This window comes from Streptomyces sp. NPDC091271 (genome assembly GCF_044757505.1).
Taxonomy (GTDB): Bacteria; Actinomycetota; Actinomycetes; order Streptomycetales; family Streptomycetaceae; genus Streptomyces.
Genome location: NZ_JBIVVD010000003.1, coordinates 238,917 through 257,449, shown reverse-complemented (window position 1 = coordinate 257,449; position 18,533 = coordinate 238,917). Strand labels below are relative to the sequence as shown.

At 67.5% G+C, this 18,533-nt stretch carries 9 protein-coding genes; 6 read left to right on the top strand and 3 right to left on the bottom strand.

The features are described from left to right. Positions 1 to 64: 64 nt before the first annotated feature. On the top strand, positions 65 to 1,408 hold the full coding sequence (locus ACIQM3_RS12950; RefSeq protein ID WP_401622991.1) for a DNA cytosine methyltransferase: 1,344 nt from the start codon (positions 65 to 67) through the stop codon (positions 1,406 to 1,408). Here the strand turns inward: ACIQM3_RS12950 and ACIQM3_RS12945 are convergent. Genes ACIQM3_RS12945 through ACIQM3_RS12935 form a run of 3 tightly spaced genes read right to left on the bottom strand, consistent with a single transcriptional unit; the run spans position 1,330 to position 5,341 of the window. Beyond that, positions 1,330 to 2,247 carry a DUF6339 family protein gene (locus ACIQM3_RS12945; RefSeq protein WP_401622988.1) on the bottom strand — a complete coding sequence of 306 codons (918 nt, stop codon included), beginning with the start codon at positions 2,245 to 2,247 and terminating at the stop codon, positions 1,330 to 1,332. The genes ACIQM3_RS12950 and ACIQM3_RS12945 overlap by 79 nt on opposite strands. After that, a complete protein-coding gene (locus ACIQM3_RS12940) occupies positions 2,244 to 3,236 on the bottom strand; it encodes a hypothetical protein (protein WP_401622985.1) in 993 nt (330 codons plus the stop codon). The genes ACIQM3_RS12945 and ACIQM3_RS12940 overlap by 4 nt, the downstream gene beginning before the upstream one ends. Beyond that, the gene (locus ACIQM3_RS12935) at positions 3,233 to 5,341 is read right to left on the bottom strand and encodes a helix-turn-helix domain-containing protein (protein ID WP_401622982.1); all 2,109 of its coding nucleotides are present in this window, start codon (positions 5,339 to 5,341) and stop codon (positions 3,233 to 3,235) included. The genes ACIQM3_RS12940 and ACIQM3_RS12935 overlap by 4 nt, the downstream gene beginning before the upstream one ends. A 619-nt stretch (positions 5,342 to 5,960) precedes the next feature. On the opposite strand from ACIQM3_RS12935, the gene ACIQM3_RS12930 reads away from it, so the two are divergent. From ACIQM3_RS12930 to drmB, 5 genes are all read left to right on the top strand, one after another. Beyond that, positions 5,961 to 6,314 carry a hypothetical protein gene (locus ACIQM3_RS12930; protein WP_401622979.1) on the top strand — a complete coding sequence of 118 codons (354 nt, stop codon included), beginning with the start codon at positions 5,961 to 5,963 and terminating at the stop codon, positions 6,312 to 6,314. A 148-nt stretch (positions 6,315 to 6,462) separates the two neighbouring features. Next, positions 6,463 to 11,232, top strand: coding sequence for a DEAD/DEAH box helicase (locus tag ACIQM3_RS12925; protein ID WP_401622976.1), 4,770 nt, complete (start codon positions 6,463 to 6,465; stop codon positions 11,230 to 11,232). Further along, on the top strand, positions 11,229 to 13,142 hold the full coding sequence (locus ACIQM3_RS12920) for a UvrD-helicase domain-containing protein (RefSeq protein WP_401622973.1): 1,914 nt from the start codon (positions 11,229 to 11,231) through the stop codon (positions 13,140 to 13,142). Before ACIQM3_RS12925 ends, ACIQM3_RS12920 begins: the two co-directional genes overlap by 4 nt. Continuing rightward, positions 13,139 to 16,396, top strand: a complete 3,258-nt coding sequence (locus ACIQM3_RS12915) for a helicase-related protein (RefSeq protein ID WP_401622970.1) — start codon at positions 13,139 to 13,141, stop codon at positions 16,394 to 16,396. Before ACIQM3_RS12920 ends, ACIQM3_RS12915 begins: the two co-directional genes overlap by 4 nt. Next, positions 16,393 to 18,237 carry a DrmB family protein gene (gene drmB, locus ACIQM3_RS12910; RefSeq protein ID WP_401622967.1) on the top strand — a complete coding sequence of 615 codons (1,845 nt, stop codon included), beginning with the start codon at positions 16,393 to 16,395 and terminating at the stop codon, positions 18,235 to 18,237. Before ACIQM3_RS12915 ends, drmB begins: the two co-directional genes overlap by 4 nt. Positions 18,238 to 18,533 lie beyond the last annotated feature (296 nt).

Sequence of the window (18,533 nt, the reverse complement as noted above, 5' to 3'; positions counted from 1 at the left end):
GCGTGCGGCGGTCCCTGCCGGGATCGGGATGAATGATTTTGATCGCCGGCTACACTTGCACACCATGACCCACCCCTCCCCCCCTTCACTTCCCCCTGCGAAATTCGGGATCGTCGATCTCTTCGCAGGGCCCGGCGGCCTCGACATCGCCGCCACGATCATGAAGGACGAGGGCGTCGAGAGCATCGGGGTGGAGTGGGACGACGCCACACGTGCCACGCGTGCGGCGGCCGGCCTCCTGACCACCGAGGTGAAGGACGTCGCCGCACTCGGGCCGTGTGACCCCTCGGTCGTCGAGGCGACCGTGCTCACCGGAGGTCCCCCCTGCCAGTCGTTCTCCGTGGCGGGAAGCCGGAAGGGCCACCAGGCCTTGGACGACGTGCTGCGCCTGGCCACGCGGCTTGCGGACCACGAGGACGAGGCAGCGTTCGATGTGGCCTGGAAAGAGGTGAAGGCCGAGACCGACTCGATGTCGGACGATCGGACAGGGTTCGTGCTACAGCCGCTGCGCTGGATCATGGAGGCGAAGCTCAAGCGCCGCAGGCCGTACGAAGTGATCGTGCTGGAGCAGGTACCCACCGTTCTGCCCGTGTGGAAGCACTTCGTGGACATCCTCCGGAGAACGGGCTACGCCGCCGAGGCCCACGTGCTGCACACCGAGGACTTCGGTGTCCCGCAGACACGACGCAGGGCGGTCCTGATCGCGCAGTTCGACCCGGAGAACGTGCACCGGAAGGTCCGTTTCCCGGAGGCGACGCACCAGCGGTACCGGAAGGGCGCAGAGCGGCTTCCTCCGACGCACGACCACCAGGACGGATCACTGTTCCGCACCTCGCGCAGCGGGGGTGACGTCGAGCCCTGGGTATCCATGGGAGACGCGCTCCACGCCACGCGAACGTCGGAGTTCGTCATGGTCTCCAACTACGGCTCCGGCGGCGATCCCAAGAACCGCGGACGCCGTGAGTCTGGAGAGCCGGCTCCGACGATCACCGGCAAGGTACGCCGCAACCGTCTCTACCCCCTGAGGAAGGCCGGGTCGGGCGAGATCGTGATCAGGAAGGAGGAGGAACTTGAGCGCCTCTCCCCGGCAGAGGCCGGGCTGCTCCAGTCCTTCCCCTCCGTGTACCCCTGGCGCTCCACCGACGTGGCGCAGCAGATCGGCAACGCCATTCCGCCCCGCCTGTCGCTGCATATCCTGAGCATGGCGCTGCTCCGCGAGCCGCCGCAGGAGAAGTGGTACACGCTGTTGAAGGAGTGGCGGCCGCAGCCGCAGGAGGAACCGCCGCTGTCGGCGGCCCCCCCGGCACCCGGTCGACGGTCGACGCCGCCTCAGAGCTCGCCGCCGGTCTCCTCCTCGGCATCCGTCCGTCCCCGTACCGGAGCCTCGGCGAAGAGTTCGGCGAAGTGATCGACGAGCACGTCCACCGATCGCTCCGGAGTCTTCTCCTCGTACGGCCCGATGGGCAGGTCCCTGCGTGGGACGGCCGGTGCTGACTCCGCCGCCTCGATCCACTCCCGTAGGGGCCCGCCGTCCCGGTCGGCATCTGGCGCGACGACGTCGTACATGAGGGTCGCGGCGGAGGCGTTGATGGCCGCTGCCATGGCATTCGCTTCCCGGGTGCTGGTCACCGTCCCACGTCTGATCAGGAGCACCATCGCCTGGGCCGTCGGCCGGTGCTCGATGACGTCCATCCTTAGAGCGGTGTTGAGCATTTCCTGGTTGCTGCACGCGGTGACGACCGGACCGTAATCGGGGCCGTCGCGGTACAGCTCTGCGGCCCACCACAGCCGAGAAAACGCCTGGGTGTAAGCCGGACCTCGAAACCGTGCGGCGGCAACCTTCGGAGAGCCGCTGCTCTCTTCACGCTTCTTCTTCGGCTCGGACAGGTGGCGCCAGACCACGTAGTCCGGAGCCACCCCCAATGCCAGGTAGTTCCAGAACCGCCGGTCGGCCGCCTCCCGGCGGGTGAGCCTGAGCGCGGCGTGCAGGCGGGGTGCCAGCCAACCGTCGGCAGCCGTCGGCCTGTCCTCCCGGAACTTGTACATCGCGTCCTCGACCAAGGCACGCACCGGGCCCAGTTCCGCGCGGCTCTCACCGTCGTACGGCAGCGGATCGGTGGTCTTGTTGAGCGCTATGGCCGGCGCGTCCTCCTTGCCCGAGAGCAGCCCATCAGTGAGGTACTGCGCCGCGTTGAGATCCGCGAGCAACGCCAGGCGCTCCGGGAGGAGGTTCGGCTTGTCGGTCATGCGTCGGTCCCCCGATGGATGCTGTTCAGGCCACGGATGGTCGTGCTCAGCACCTTGGGCACGTCCGCCCTGCGTGTGGCGGCGTAGTGGATGCGTGGTTGGAGGTCGGTCCACCCGGACGTTCCGGTCCGTCGTCGGTGAACCTCACCCAGCGCGTCCTCCACGGGGCGGTCGGGCACGACGTCGGGCAGCATCTCGCGCAGCACCTCGCCTCTCCAGTCACGAGGGAAGAGGGGAGTTCCGTCGTCCTCGATCTCCAGGTCTCCGATGGCGGTGTGGAAGACGGCCGTCCACACGTCCGTGCACATCTGGGCGAGGAGCAGATCCCGCACCATGTTGTCGACCGAGGTGCCGTTGCCACCGATCAGGTCGGAGACTCCCTCGAAATCCGTGTTGATGTGCACGACGGGAAGGTCACCGGACGTGTCCACGGCCCAGGGCACCTCCTGGAAGCGGCTCAACCATTGCGGGCCCTCGCGGAAGCCGACCTCGACGACGTCGAGCTCGCGGTCACGCAGCGGAGCGTCGGCCTTGAGGTCGACGATCCAGTCCTTGGTCGATGCGGCGATCTCACGTCCTGCCACACCGTCCACCGTGGCGACTACATGGACGGACATGGTGGCCCGGTCCAGATGGTCCGCCCGCCACAGGTCGAGCTGCCCCACCCACTGTCGGCCGCCCTCCGTCCCGGGGGCGAGAGCCCTGGTGACCCGCGTGTTGGTGGCGCCCTCGCTCAGCACGACGACGACCGCCAGGTCGGTCCAGGGGCTGTCGGCAGCGGTCGCCCTCCCCGGCACGGTGGCCGAGACCTTCATACGAAGCCACTCCCAGTCGTCCCGTCCTGTCGCACCGGGCGCGACGACCTGCTCGACGGCGGAGAAAGCGCTGGTGTCGAGGGGGTCCCTGATGTCGTCCGGGCCCCGCAGCTCGACGGAGGTGACCCGGAGCGACACCACACCGGGAAGACGCTGGTACGGGTATGCCCTCATGCCTGGGCCCCCTTGTCGGTACGGAGTTCCACGACGAGGCCGCTGAACTGGGCGCGTACCGGATGCGTGGACACGTCAGTGGTTCCCCGGAAGGTCGCGGTGCGCGAACCGGGGACGAAGCGGACCGCGCCGTCGACGATCTCGCAGTTGTGCACGGCGACGAGTTCGGACCAGGCCAGAACCGGCCTGGGGCCGGAGCGTACGTCGAGCTTGGCCACGGGTGTGGGTCGCCAGGAATCGCCGCCGGCGGGAATCTTCATCTCGGCCGTGACACACCACGCACCGCTGTCGTCGATCCGCGCGTCGAGTTCTTCCAGCGTGGGTGGCCCTGCCGCCGGCGCGGGGCGGGTCGCTTTACGTCCCCCCACGGTCAGACGCTTACGCAGACGCTCCGAGCCGACCTTACGACTCTTCTTCGGCAGGGCGACCAAGTCCCGCACAGCCTTGTTCGCCTCGTACGTGAGCGCACCGATCCGTCGGTACGCGGAGGGCGAGTACAGCATCCGCAGCTCCTCCGTCTGCCCCCACTTGTCGTGCTCGGGTGGTTCGGCGGCGCGCAGGAAAGCCTCCGCCTCGTCCGCGAAGGGAGCGTCGTCCCCAGCAGCCCTACCGGCGAGCAGGACAGCCTGGAAGAGATTGGTGCCCACCGGCAGGCCGGGTACCCAACCGATCTTGACCGTCATACGGTTGCCCCGCATGGTCGTCACTCTGTTCGGCTTTCCGTGGTCGCGGTCATCGGCTTCCGTGACCAGCACGACCGCTCGGTGCTCTCCACCACTTCCACGCCCGGTACGCCCCGGCACCATCAGCGGGACGGTCGTCATGGCCACCTGCCCGGCCTCCGTCATCCTGTCGACGGTGGTCCCGTCCAAGAAGGCCTGCAGGGCCCGCGTTCGTGACGGCTGGGTTTCTCGCGGGTCGACACGCGTCTCCGGAATGATCTCCACTCCGTTGCGGAACGTTCTCACGGAGGCCTCCAGTAGAGGCCGCTGTTTGCCCCCGCCGGTCATGGCCGCCCAGAAGTTCCGACCGAGTGCATCCTTGAGGCGGTGGTGCATACGGTGCACGCTGTCGTCGTCCTCGACATCGGCGTTGCCCTCCTCGGTCCCTTCGGCGAGGCTGGCGACATCGTGAGCGCCGACGATGAGGAAGGACGTACCGGGCTCAGCGCTCTCCCGAGTGAGGTGGAGGCGTTCGACGCTCTCCTCGTCGGCCCACCACGAGCGAGCCACGTTCACATCCTCGGCATCCGGATCCGGCCGACCGAACCAGGCGGGACCGGCCCAGGTCCTATCCCCCACCCTGCGCCAGGGAAGGTCGAGGCGTCCGACGAGCCGACGCTCGGTCCGCCCCTCGTGCGGCTCCGACAGGGTCGAGTTCATGAGGACCAGGCCGAGACGGCTGGTCGCCCAGAGCGTCGCCTTGCCTAGGCCGTAGGACCCACCGGCACCGCTCATCGACTTCTGGCTGTCGAGCTGGCGACGCACGACAGCGGCGAAACGGCCGGTCTCGTAGTCGTCGCCGGTCAGGCCGGAGGCGTTGTAGTCGTCGATGCGGAGGAGTACCAGCCGGTCCCGGTCGTACATGTCGCTCAGGCCGGCCGCAATCATGCGCCCGACCTTCTGGTCCTGCTCTGCGGCAGCCTCGTAGTGGGGAAGCAGGTCGTCCCAGCGAATCTCGTCGCGGAACCGGGCCAAGGCCTCGCCCGACAGTTCGTGCAGGGTGTATCGGACCCGGACCGGCTGGGCGAGGTCGAGCCGTTCATCGAGGCTGTTCTGGGTCGCCTCTCGGGCCAGGACTTCGACGTCGGCCTCGAAGGCGAAAGCTGCCGCGTTCCCGAACTCACGGCCGCCGTCAGCGTGGCCCGGGCGGTGGTACCAGGAGATCGGCAAGCCGGCCAAGGTGTCGGCGGTCCGGGTGTGGATCGTCCCCAGATCGGTGCCGAGCGCCTCGGCGATCTTGTTGATCGTCTCCTCACGAGGGGTCGCCCGGCCGGTGATCCAGGCCGAGACCGCGGCCCGCGTCAGGCCGATCCGCTGGGCCAGATCAGCCTGGCTCATGCCTGACTGCTTCAGCTGCCGGGCCAGCCAAGGGCCAAAGTCCATGCCCGTGTCCAACGTCATCACTCCTCAGCTGCCGCGTCGCCCATGAACTGCACGATACACCTGCCATTTGACGCTGACACTCCTTCCGACAACGCCTTTTGACGCAGCACCGCGGAGCCCCGATTACTTCACTCGACCCATTGAGCAATTACACGAAAATCTCCCGAAAGAGCAACTGGTCCATATTGAACCCCTCAGGCACCTTTGCCCCCTTTGCCCCGAATGCCCGCACCGGAAGCGGCGGGGGAAACTCTTTGGTCACCCCCTCCTGGAGGCTTGCGGCGGCACGTTTCGAGCAGGTAGCGTGAAAGCGGGAAACGCCTCACCAGGCGCAACCAGCCCTGTCTGCGGGAGGGCTTGTTTTGCATGCCCGGAATTACTTCACGACGGTCGGGAAAAATTCTTCGAGATAAATTCCCCCAACCGGTTGCCATCGACCGACTTCGTACGCTTGGCTGATTCCACGTTCGGTTCAGACTCTCTCCCGCCTTCCCATCCATCCGAAGAAACCTTCCTCCTGGCGAATGGGCTCACCCTGCTGTGCTCTTTCCGCCCTTCTGCACGTGCGCCATTTTCCGTCACGCCCGGTACACATTCACAAGGACCCAGGGGGCCCGCCATGGAAACCAGCCCGCCCGACCCCGAAGATGCCGCGTTCGGACTCGTCGAACAGTACGACTCCATCGAGGACCCGTACTTGCGGTCCGAGTTCCTCGACGCCGTCGGAACGACGCGTTCGCGCATCAGCCATCTGCGGCTCCTGCGTGACAGGGCGGCGGCCCGCAGCATCGCGGCGGACCCGGAGTCGGAGGAAGAAGTGGCTCCGGAAGCGGACGGCTGGAAGGGGGCTCAGCGGCCCATCCCTCCCTTGCCGAATCGTTCCCGCACCCCTGATGTCACCACCCGTCCGCCGAACAACACCGGTGGCACCAGCCGGTGGAGCAGGCGTCGCCGGAACCGTGAGCGCCCGTAAATCGTCGTCATTGTCCTCGGGCTCGACCATCCCGGCACCTCGTCGGACTCCCAGCTCCTATCGTTGAGTCGACGGCCGGCCGCATCCCCCGCAGCGGCCGCCCGCCGGCTCCCCCGCTTTCAGCTCACGGCCACGGAATGGGAATACTGTGAACCACCCCTATGTGACGGATAGTGCGGGCGAAACGTCCGTCATCCAGACGATTATCGAGCAGTCGGCGCGCGTCCTTGAGACGTATCGCGTCGACCCGGGGTTGATTCTGGAACACGCCAATGGTGAGCGGCGGATCACGCAGGGCGGTTATGGGGATCGCCAATTGTTCGAACTCGTCCAGAATGCCGCGGACGAGATCGCGTGTTCTCCCGGCGGGAAGGTGCACGTCGTCCTCACGAACACGCACCTGTACTGCGCGAACGAGGGAAAGGAGGTTACGTCGGAAGGAGCTGAGACCATCCTTCGGATGAGTGTGTCGAAGAAGCGCGGTGGGCAGATCGGCCGCTTCGGGGTCGGGGTGAAATCGGTCCTGGCCGTCACCGACGCTCCTCAATTCTTCAGCACGTCCGGGGCCTTCGGATTCGACCGGGCTTGGTCCTTGGAAGAGATCCGTAAAGCCGGCAGCCACGCGGTCGACGGCGATTTCGAGGCCCCTGTCCTGCGCATGGCCCGCCCCTTGGAGGCGGAGACGGAACGTGCGACGGATCCCGTTCTTGACGAGCTGCTCGGCTGGGCCACCACCGTGGTCCGGCTTCCCCTCCTGCCCGGTGCGGCCGATCGCCTGGGGCACGACATCCACACGGTGGCCGGCCAGCAGATCCAGCGGGAGTTCCCCGCGCGCTTCCAGCTGTTCTCCTCCCACGTGGGGACGGTGGTCCTGGAGAACCGTCGTGCCATGCCGCAGATCCGGCGGGAGATCACGATCGAGCACGAGGACATCGTGCACACGATTCACGAGGTACGGACGGGCAAGCCGGAGTCCCATGCCACCTGGAAAGTCTTCACGCGTGCCCACCGGCCCACCGAACGGGCGAGGGCCAGCGCGGGCGAGATGCACGACCGCGGAACGATCGACATCTCGTGGGCCGTTCCCGAGTACACCGGTGACACCGTTCTCACCGTCCCCAAGGGCCGGGGCGAGTTCTGGTCGTTCTTCCCGACCAAGTACCCGATGACGTTGGCGGGGATCCTCAACGGTGCCTGGAAGACGAATGAGGACAGGCAGAACCTTCTGGACTCCAGCCCCTTCAACGAAGAGATCATCCAAATCGCCGCGGAGCTGGTCGTCGAATCGCTGCCGCGGCTGGCTCCGGTCGAGGACCCGGGCGCCTATCTTCCCCTGCTGCCCGGTCGGACCAGGGAGTCGGAGACCCTCAACTGGGCCGACAAGTACCTGACCGAGCAGATCTGGAAGCTGACCGCGGAGCGACCGTCCCTCCCCGATCAGAACGGTGTCCTGCAAGCTCCCAGGCAGCTACGCGTGCACCCGGCGCCGGTGGGCAAGAACCCGCTCAAGGTCGACTGGCTCCAGATGTGGAACGCGTACCCCGGGCGTCCCTCGAACTGGGTGCACCCCTCCGTGGAAGCCGGCGAGTTCCGCGCCGGCAAGGTGACACACGTTCTCGAACAGACGAGGCAGGGTAGGGCCACCGTCCGGGAGTGGTTGGAAGCGCTCGTCAGCGACGGTATGGCCGCTGCTTCAGCCGTCGCGATCCGCATCGTCGCCGCGATGGTCCGCGATGGCTCGCCCTTCGCGGGTGAAGCCCGGACCGCGCGCATCGTGCTGACAGAGGAGAGCGGGCTGGTGCCCGCCATGGTGGGCAAGGTCTTCCGCCGGGCCGTCCAGGACGGTCTGCGGGACGGCACGACGTATGTGGACGCCGCCCTTTCCGAGGACCAGTCACTCACCAGCGACCTCAACACCCTCGGCATTCGGGAGGCGGACTCCCGCGGCCGTTTCATCGGTGTCCTGGAGCAGGGCTTCGCCGGATACAGCCCCCAGGACTGGACCCGCTTCTGGGAGCTGTTCCACAGTGCGGGCGGCAGCCAGGTGAGCGGTGAGGTGATCGCCCGCGTGCCCGATCCGATGGCGACACTGCACGTGCGCACCGCGGACGGGCGCTTCCACCGTATGCGGGACTGTCTCCTCCCCGGGCCCGTGGTGCCCGCCGACGGAAGTCGGGATCGTTCGGTGGCGGTGGACCTGGACTTCCACTCCGACGATCGGGTGGTCTTCCACGAGTTCGGGCTGCGCGCGGCGCCCACCGCAGGCCACCGCCCTACGCAGGACGAAGCATGGTTCGCCGCATACTCGACGGCGATCTACGACAGCTATTGCAGGACGTTGAGCAGCAACGCGTCCCGCCCGCAGTTCAACAGGCTCAAGCTGGAGGGCTCCCCCGTCGGCGGACCGCTGCATCTCCTGGAGCGACTGTCGGACGAGGGGCGGGCAGCCTTCGTGAAGACGCTGCCCGAAGCAAGCGTCATCGATACCTGGACCATGCAGTTCGGCGTCCAGGTGTCCACACGCAAGTCCATTCACTCCCCGCTGCGTTGGATGCTCGCCCGCCACGGCCGGGTCCCCACCTCGCAAGGTGTCGTGCCGGTCTCCGACGCGGTGGGCCCTCAGCTGCACGCATACGCGGATGTCCTGCCGGTGGCGGACATTAGCGCCGAGAAGGCTCGCAAGCTCCATTTGCCGACCGTCGTGGACGACGTGCCGGTGAAGCAGTGGAATCGCCTGCTGGAGCAGCTCCGCACCAGCGACGACGACACCTTCGTCGGTCGTACGTACGTGATGCTCACCCGGCTCGAGGTCGACTTCCCCGAGGGGGACCTCACCCGTTGTCGGATCGGGTCGCAGTGGTCCGCGCGGGAGGACGACAAGATCGCTGTCGCGGCGTCCGAGGCGGAGTACCGCACACTCCGTGCGGAGCAGATTCCGGCGTTGCTGGCAGGTAGCACCGAGGACGCGGCGATGCTCGTCAAGACGTGGGGGATGCTGCGCTACGCCGACGTCGTCAGCAGAGAGACCCGCCATGTGGGTATCGGTGAACCGGCCGCCCTGCACGACGAGTTCCCCACCCTCCGTCAGCGGATGGGCAGTGCAGTCAACGACTACCGACTGCTGCCGTGCTCCGAGTTGGAGGAAGTGACCCGCACCCCCCAAGGCACGCGGTCCACCCCGCTCAAGAGCGCCCTCCAGGGCAACACCGTACTCGTCCTGGAGCCCAAGGACCGGCTTGCCGCTCTCGTGGCGATCGACCGTGAGCTGCGCTGGGGACTGAAGGAAGCGGGATGTCGCGCGGTTCTCGACTCCCAGGAGCGCCAGGAGGCCGACCAGCAGCTCCAGGCGGCGCTGCGCAAGGTCCGCGAGGCGGAGAGCGTCGAGGAGAAGCTGGAACTGCTCATCGGCGAGGCCGCGCTGCGCGCAGGCCTGCCGCCCGGCTTGTTGGATAGCGAGCGAGCCGAACTCGGAGGTGTCGACCCGTCGGCCCGCCGGATCGCACGGATGGCGTACAACGCCCACGGTGACGGCGTACTGCACATGCACACCCGTGATCTGCTGGCCGCCTATCCGAGCCACGCGCCATCGAGCTTCACCGGCTCCTCGCCCGCCGTGAAGTTCGTCTCCGAATTCGGATTCCCCGACTCCTTCGCCGGAACCCGGGCGCCTTCCCTGCCGCCGAGGGTGGATGTCCCCGGTCCCACCGAGTTCCCGCGTCTGCACGACTACCAGGAACGCCTCGCGACCAAGGTGTTCGCCATGCTCGACCGGTTCGCGCCCCAACGCGGCATGCTGTCCCTGCCCACCGGCGCGGGCAAGACCCGGGTGGCGGCGGAAGCGGTAATTCGCTGGGTCAAGTCCGTAAGGGAGTTGGACGGACCCATCCTCTGGATCGCCCAGACCGAGGAACTCTGCGAGCAGGCCGTCCAGAGCTGGAGCTTCGTGTGGTCGAAGGTCGGCGCCGAGAGCTCTCTCACGATCAGCAGGCTGTGGACGACCAACGAGGCGGGGCCGGTGAGCGACCGACCGCACCTCGTGATTGCCACGGACGCGAAGCTCCGCAACTGCCTCGGCACCGACGGATACGCATGGCTCCAAAAGGCGAGTCTGGTCATCGTCGACGAAGCCCATGTCGCCATCTCTCCCCAGTACACGAAGATTCTCGAACAACTCGGCCTGACCGCTCGCGAGACGCAGCGCCATCTGCTGGGGCTCACCGCGACCCCCTTCCGCAACACGAACGACGAGGAGACGAAGCGCCTGGTCCAACGCTTCGGGGCACAACGGCTCGACGACGGGATCTTCCCCTCCGACGACGCGTACGGGGAACTGCAGAAGCTCGGCATGCTGGCGAAGGTCGATCATCGGGTACTCATGGGTGGCACCATCGAGTTGACCAACGACGAGAAGGAGCGGGCCGACCAGATGAGCCTGCTGTCGAAGGCCGCCGAGCAACGCCTCGCCGACGACCACGACCGCAACAAGCGCATCCTGGAGGAGATCGCCGAGATGCCCGCCGACTGGCCGGTCCTCGTCTTCGCCACATCCGTGGCGCACGCCAAGTTCCTCGCCGCGAAACTCAAGGACCGCGGCATCACCGCCGCTTCGGTGGACTCGGCAACCTCCGTGGGCGAGCGCAGGAAGAGCATCGACGACTTCCGTCGCGGCCGCGTGCGCGTCCTCACGAACTACGGTGTCCTGACACAGGGTTTCGACGCCCCGGCCACCCGGGCCGTCGTCGTCGCCCGTCCCACCTACAGCCCCAACGTCTACCAACAGATGATCGGTCGCGGTCTGCGCGGTCCCGGCAACGGAGGCAAGGAGACCTGCCTGATCCTCAACGTGCGTGACAACATCACCAACTACGGCAAGGCGCTCGCCTTCACGCAGTTCGAGCACCTGTGGAGGGCCAAGTGACCGACGCGTACCACGACAGCCCGCCCCTGAGCGAGGAACAGCGGGCTGTGGTCGAGCAGCCCTGGAACGCCCGGTTGCTGGTCACGGCCGGCGCGGGTGCGGGAAAGACGCACACCTTGGTCCGTCGCCTCGACGCCCTCATGGGTCACGAGGAGGAGGCACTCGAAGCCGGCGAGATCCTGGTGCTGAGCTTCTCCCGTGCGGCGGTCCGTGAGCTGCGCGAGCGGATCACGCTGCACGCCCAGGAGGCCCGTCGGGTCCGGGTGCAGACCTTCGACTCCTGGGCCTATTCGGTGCTGCGCGGTGAGGAGCCCGACCGGGACTGGGGCGCACTGCGCTTCGACGAGCGGATCAGGGAGACGACCGAGGCAATCCTGCGGGGGGCCGTCGAGGAGAGCGAGCAGGGGCCCCCGAGCCACGTGATGATCGACGAGGTCCAGGACCTGGTGGGCGACCGCCGGGACATGGTGGAGACGCTGCTGGACCGCTTCCAGGACAGCTGCGGATTCACCGTGGTGGGGGACGGGGCCCAGGCCATCTTCGGCTTCCAGGTCTCCGACCAGGAAGCCCGTGCCGCGGAGACGAACTACTTCTTCGACTGGCTCCGGGCCTCCTATCCCGACGACCTGATCGAACTGCACCTCACCGCCAACTTCCGGGCCCGAACGGAGGAGGCTCGTACCGCTCTCGCTCTCGGCGCCGAGCTCAAGAGGCTGCCGTCGGAGCCCGCCGAATCCGACGCGGCAGGCGAGAAGTTCCACCGGCGGTTGACCGACCTGCTGCGCTCATGCCCCGACTTCGGCCCTCTGGACGATCCGTTCACCGTCGAGTCGCTCCGGGCCTACCCGGGCACCTGCGCCATCCTCTGCAGGGACAACCGCCAGGCCCTGGTTCTGTCCGAGGCACTGTTCTCCCTCGGGGTGGGGCATCGGGTCCAGCGCGCACTACAGGACCGCCCCGTTCCGGCCTGGGTCACCTCGGTGCTGCTCAACACCGGTACCACGACCATGACCGAGGAGCGCTTCCAGGAACTGCTCGCCGCCGGTCCGACCGCTCCCGTCGGCGACCGTGCGAGGATCTGGCGCTCCCTGCGGGGCGCCGCCCGCGCGCCCAGAGGTCTGATGGATGTCTCGGCGGTGCGGCGTCTGGTCGCGGAAGGGCGCTTCCCGGATGACCTGGCGGCCGTGGAGCCCGCGGACCTGGTGGTGTCAACCGTGCACCGCGCCAAGGGACTTGAGTTCGATCGGGTGATCGTGGTCGAACCGGCCTCCACTATCGAGCTGCGCAAGCAGCACAGCCACGTGGACCCGGCGGCCGAGGCTCGTTCGCTGTACGTCGCGATGACCCGTGCCCGGGACGACCTGTTCCGTATCGCGGCACCGGACACCGCACTCGTGCGCCGGGACCGGGTGACCGAACGGTGGTACCTCGGCGGGTGGAAGCCGTACATCCGCGACGGCATCGTCGCCGCCGGACGGGACGTGTGTCGGGAGCACCCCCCCGGCACGGACGGCTTCCTCGACGATGCGGCCGCCGTGCAGGATTACCTGACGTCGTCGGTCTCGCCCGGTGACGTACTGACGCTCCGACCCCAGCACGAGATGACCATCGCCGCCGACCAGAGCCCCCCGTACACCGTCTTCCACGGGGATCGCGCGATCTCCGTCGTCTCGGAGCGGTTCCGCAAGGACCTCCACACCTCTTTGAAGATCAACAAGACCTGGGAGATCAACTGGCCGGTGGAGATCACCGGCTTCCGGGTCGACTGCCTGGAGAGCGTCGCGGGCAGTACCGCGTCCGGCGCACGCGCCGGGCTGGGCGACCACGGCATCTGGACGGTGCCCCGCATGTCAGGGCTCGGGCGCTACAGGCGCGTCGCAAGGACCACGCAGGAAGGCATCGTCGGATGACGGACGGGACCAGCACGCACGCCGCCCACTACGCACTTCGGGAAGGTCTCGTCGAGCAGCTCCGCAAGGACCTGCTTGGCCCGGGCGCCGCCGACGAGGTCCTGACCCAGGACCCGCCGATCACCACCTATCCCATAGGGGTGTTGTTCCCGAGAGCATCCGATCCCGAGTCCGAGCGGGCACTCCAGGAGGACGCGGACGAGAACGAGGGACTGGACGACGCACCGCTCATGCGGAGGGGTCGGGACGCCGAGGATCCGTTGCCCGACCTCGGTACGGCCCATGTCGGCGACCGGCGTCCCTCGTCCATGGGCCTGACGTTCGCCGTGGACCCGGCAGTCGCTCCCCGCCTTCTCGTTCACACAGAGGTCGCCGCCTACGATCCGGTCGACACCGAGGGGCGTCCGGTGGCCGCCGAGCGGGCTGCGGCCCGGACGGTGTCCGAGCAGAAGGAGCGTTGGCGTCGGCGCGAGCTGTCCGTGCGCCCCGTGACGGTCGATGTGACAGTGCCTCGTCGCTATCGGCTGGACGACATCCGCCAGGACAGGACGCCGGACGATCGGAACGAGGGCCCGGCGTTGGACATCGTCGTCCGGCCGAAGGCTCCGGCGAGCGGCACGGTCACCGTGACGATCACGCTGATCAATACGCATCGCGTGGGCAAGTACGCCTTCCAGGACGCGTTCTGCCTCTACCAGCCCCGTCTGACCGTGACCACCGAGTCCGGTGCACCGGGCCTCGTCGACCGCCCGTCCGAGCTTACGGTGATCGACTCGGAGGTCGCCACGAGCCGACTGCTCCACCGGCACGCGCCCACGTTCGCCGTCGGCCACGGCTGCTCGGCGGACTGGGACTGGACCCCTCCCCCGATCGGTGCCCCGAACATCGAACGCGCGGCGATCACCACCGTGCGCACCGAGTTCGTTCCGGCGCACGATGTGCTGCTCACCGACTCCAACCCGGACATCGACGACTCGGCCCTCACCATGGAAGGCCTGGCGACCCGGCCCGAGAACGAGGTCCTGGCCGCGCTCAACGACCTGATGGCCGGGTACGCGGAGTGGATCGACCGCAAGGAGGCGGAGGCTGCGGCCTTCCGGGGGACGCCGCACGAGGCTCCGGCCCAGAGCCGGATCGAGCAGTGTGGAGCGGCACTGGCTCGCATGCGTCGAGGCATCATGGTCCTCGGCACGGACAGCGAAGCGATGCGGGCGTTCCGTCTCGCCAACCGGGCGATGTCCCAGCAGCGGGGCCGCAGCGAGTGGGTGAAGAACGGTCGGGAAGGCGATCCGGATACGTCCGCGAGCCGGTGGCGTCCGTTCCAGATCTCCTTCATGCTTCTCTGCCTCGAAGGGATCGTGGACCCGGAGCACGACGACCGCGACATCGCCGACCTCCTCTGGTTCCCCACCGGTGGTGGCAAGACGGAGGCGTATCTCGGTCTGATTGCCTTCACAACCTTCCTGCGCCGGATGCGGCACAAGGAGCGGGGCGGGGGTGTCACCGTGCTGATGCGCTACACCTTGCGGCTTCTCACGCTGCAGCAGTTCGAGCGTGCCGCGTCCCTGATCTGCGCCATGGAGCGCATTCGTCTCGGTGACGAACGGACGCTGGGAACGGAACCCATCTCGATCGGCATGTGGGTGGGTCAGTCCGCCACACCGAACAAGCTGTCGGTCGCCGAGGAGAGCCTCGCGGAGCTCCGGAAGGAGAAGGAGCTCCAGGAGAAAAACCCGGTTCAACTGCACGCGTGTCCCTGGTGCGGCACGCGCCTCGACGCGTTCCAGTACGAGGTCGACGAGGAGGCGAAGCGGATGCACGTCCGCTGCCCCGACACGTGGTGCGACTTCCGCGACGGGTTGCCGGTCCACCTGATCGACGAAGCCGTCTATGACGCGCGCCCGACCCTGGTGATCGCGACCGTCGACAAGTTCGCCGCGATGCCGTGGCGGGAACAGACCGCTGCGCTGTTCAACCGCGACCGCGAGGACGGCACGCTTCCTCCGGAGCTGATCGTCCAGGACGAACTGCACCTCATCTCCGGGCCGCTCGGGACGCTCACCGGACTGTACGAGACGGCGGTGGACCTGCTCGCGAGCAAGCCGAAGATCATCGCGTCGACAGCGACGATCCGTCGGGCCTCGGAGCAGGGCAGCAGTCTGTTCGCCCGCGAGGTCGTCGCCCAGTTCCCACCGGCGGGCATCGACGCCAGGGACTCCTGGTTCGCCGTAGAAACGCCCAAGGAGCGCAAGGCGAGCCGGCAGTACGTCGGCCTGCTCACGCCGAGCACGAGCCAGTCCACGCTACTCATCCGTACGTACGCCAACCTGCTCCATCGGGCCGCGCAGGGCAAGGACGACGACCAGGTCCGCGACGCCTACTGGACACTCGTCGGATACTTCAACAGCCTCAGGTTGCTGGCCGCGGCAGAGCTCCAGGTCCACGACGATGTCGACGCGCATCTCGGCTACCTGGCCGATCGCGACAAGAGCGTGCGGCGAAAGATCCTGGAACAGACGGAGTTGACGAGCCGCGCCAATTCCAGCGAGGTGCCGAAGCGCCTGAAGCAGGTGGAGCAGCGGCTGGGGCACCCCGATGTTGTGGACGTTCTTCTGGCCACGAACATGATCTCGGTCGGCGTCGACGTCGACCGGCTCGGGTTGATGGCCGTCATGGGGCAGCCGCAGACCACGGCCGAGTACATCCAGGCGACCAGCCGGGTTGGGCGCCGTCACCCCGGCCTGGTGGCCGTGATGCTGAACTCGAACCGCTCCAGGGACCGCTCGCACTACGAGAGCTTCCAGCACTTCCACTCTGCGCTGTACCGCGAGGTGGAGTCGACCAGCGTGACGCCGTTCTCCTCCCGCTCCCGCGAGCGGGGACTGCACGCCGTCGTCGTCGCGCTCGCCCGGATCATGATCCCCGAAGCCCGCCCGAACGACGGTGCGGGACGGATCGACGAGTTCCGCGACGAGCTGGACCGGATCGTGCGGGACGCGCTGCTCGAACGGGTCGAGAAGGTCGACAAGGCGGAGTACCAGGCGACGGCAGACGCCTACGACGAGTTCGTCCAGTGGTGGTCGGATCTGGCGGAATCCCAGGGCGGCCTGCTCTACGAGCCGAAGCGGGGCCGACGGACACCCTCGCTGCTGTGCGGGTTCGACGACGACCCCGACGAAAACGCCTGGCAAACGCTGTGGAGTCTGCGCGATGTCGATGCCGAGTCCGGCCTGTTCATGGAGGCAACACGATGACCCCGCCCCCCGCTCGACGCCGCCGGACCGGAGCGCCGGAGCGCAGCTATCCCCGTCGAGGTTCCGTGCGTCGCGCTCAGATGATCACGACCTACGGTGTCGGATCGATGGTCGCTGTGGACAACGAATCGTTCATAGTGGCCGGAACCGATTCCTGGAACATCAGCGACGCACCGACCATCCACGAGCATCGGTTGGCCCGGGCCCTCGGTGTGAAGTCGTTCCGCCTCCCACCGGCATCGGACGACACGAGCAAGGACGGCGTGCACGTCCGCCGATTCCCTCTGTGGCATTCCTGCCCGGTGTGCCACACCCTCCAGCACGTACGGCAGTTCAACTCCCCTCCGGGGAAGAACGAATGCGGTGACTGCGAGGAGGACCTCGTTCCCTCGCGCTTCGTCATGGCCTGCGCCAAGGGCCACATCGACGACTTCCCGTACTGGAAGTGGGCGCACCGCAAGAATCGGCAGGAAGGCGAGACGGGTCTCTGCGGCGGAGAGATGCGGCTACGCACGAACGGAAAGACCGCCTCGCTTCGATCGATCCTGGTCTCCTGCACCTGCGGCGTGCCCGAGGTGTCCATGGAAGGCGCGTTCAGCGGGACGGCCCTCTCGGACCTGAAGGTGTTCTGCAGTGGCAAGCGCCCCTGGTTGAAGGACGCGCCGACCGATCGCTGCTCGGAGAGGCCGCGCACCCTGCAGCGTGGTTCGTCCGTCGCCTGGCAACCGATCGTGCGGACGGCATTGTCCATCCCACCGTGGAGCGACGAACACTTCACCCGACTTCAGGCCGACATCGACCCGCTCCGTGAGCTTTACCTCGCCGGAAACTTGGACGGCATCGAGATCTACCTCAAAGCCATCACGGTGAGGGAGAAGTACGAGTTCTCCGTCGAAAAGGTCCTCGCCCTGCTGGAAGCGGAGAACCAGGAGGACGCGGGTTCCGACGAGGAAGTCACCGTGGACAACGCCTTCGTCAGGCTCCGGAAGCAGGAGTACGAAAGGCTGATCGCGGGGCGACCCGAGAAGGGGACCGTTCGCGACGACCAGTTCGTCTGCGAGCCCCCCCGTTCCTCCCCGACCGTGCTGATTCCGTACGGGGTCACGGGTCCGATGCTGGTGAAGCGATTGCGGGAAGTGCGCGCTCTGAAGGCGTTCTCGCGGGTCGACACCCCCGAGACCCGCACTGATGTCCACGAGGCGGCCCTGTCCTTGAAGGACCTCGACTGGCTGCCTGCGATGGAGGTCCAGGGCGAGGGCGTCTTCCTCCGGCTCGACGAGGAAAGGCTGGACACCTGGGCCCGGAGCGTCGCCGTGGCGGCGCGTGCCGATCGCATACGGGCCAACCACACCCGCATGATGCGCGAACGCGCCCAGGATCCGGGCTCCGTGCCCGACTCGCCGGCCTCCCCCCGCATGGTTCTCCTCCACACCCTGACGCACGCTCTGATCAACGAGTGGAGCCTGGACGGGGGATATCCGGCGGCGTCCTTGCGGGAGCGGCTCTACGCGAGCGACACCATGGCCGGGATCCTCATCTGCACCGCGACGAGCGACTCTGCGGGGAGCCTGGGGGGCCTGGTCGCACAAGGCGAGCCCGAGCGCCTCCGGATGTCCTTGGACTCGGCTCTGGACAGGGCACGTTGGTGTTCTGCGGATCCCCTCTGCGTCGAGTCGGAAGGGAGCGGTGTCGGCGGCATCAACATGGCGGCCTGCCATGCCTGCGTACTGTTGCCCGAGACGAGTTGTGAACACAGCAACGGGCTATTGGACAGGGCGCTACTGGTCGGCACTCCTGAAGATCCCTCCATAGGGTTCTTCAGCCACGTTGTGCAGCACTGAAGGCTCAGGCGGTCGGCGGTCGATCGATGAATCACCGACCGCCTAGCCGGCGACTGGCAGGGCAGGCCTCATGCCGCGTCCGCCTCGTAGTGCGTCTGCGCCCGTTCCAGCAGGTCGTCCGAGTCGCCGCCGCAGGCAGTGATCCGTGCAGGCTGCCGGGGCCCTCGGCCGGGAGGCCGGTTCCAGGCCTTGGCATCAGCGGCCGCCCCCTGACAGAGTTGCCTTCAGCCGAGCTCGGGGGGCATCACCAGTGGTACGCGTACGCCGTGAGGCCGTATTGGTCTTATGCGCCCTGG

Coding starts and splice junctions, on each gene's coding strand:
- ACIQM3_RS12950 (WP_401622991.1), top strand. CDS start 65: ATGACCCACCCCTCCCCCCCTTCACTTCCCCCTGCGAAATTCGGGATC.
- ACIQM3_RS12945 (WP_401622988.1), bottom strand. CDS start 2,247: ATGACCGACAAGCCGAACCTCCTCCCGGAGCGCCTGGCGTTGCTCGCG.
- ACIQM3_RS12940 (WP_401622985.1), bottom strand. CDS start 3,236: ATGAGGGCATACCCGTACCAGCGTCTTCCCGGTGTGGTGTCGCTCCGG.
- ACIQM3_RS12935 (WP_401622982.1), bottom strand. CDS start 5,341: ATGGACTTTGGCCCTTGGCTGGCCCGGCAGCTGAAGCAGTCAGGCATG.
- ACIQM3_RS12930 (WP_401622979.1), top strand. CDS start 5,961: ATGGAAACCAGCCCGCCCGACCCCGAAGATGCCGCGTTCGGACTCGTC.
- ACIQM3_RS12915 (WP_401622970.1), top strand. CDS start 13,139: ATGACGGACGGGACCAGCACGCACGCCGCCCACTACGCACTTCGGGAA.
- drmB (WP_401622967.1), top strand. CDS start 16,393: ATGACCCCGCCCCCCGCTCGACGCCGCCGGACCGGAGCGCCGGAGCGC.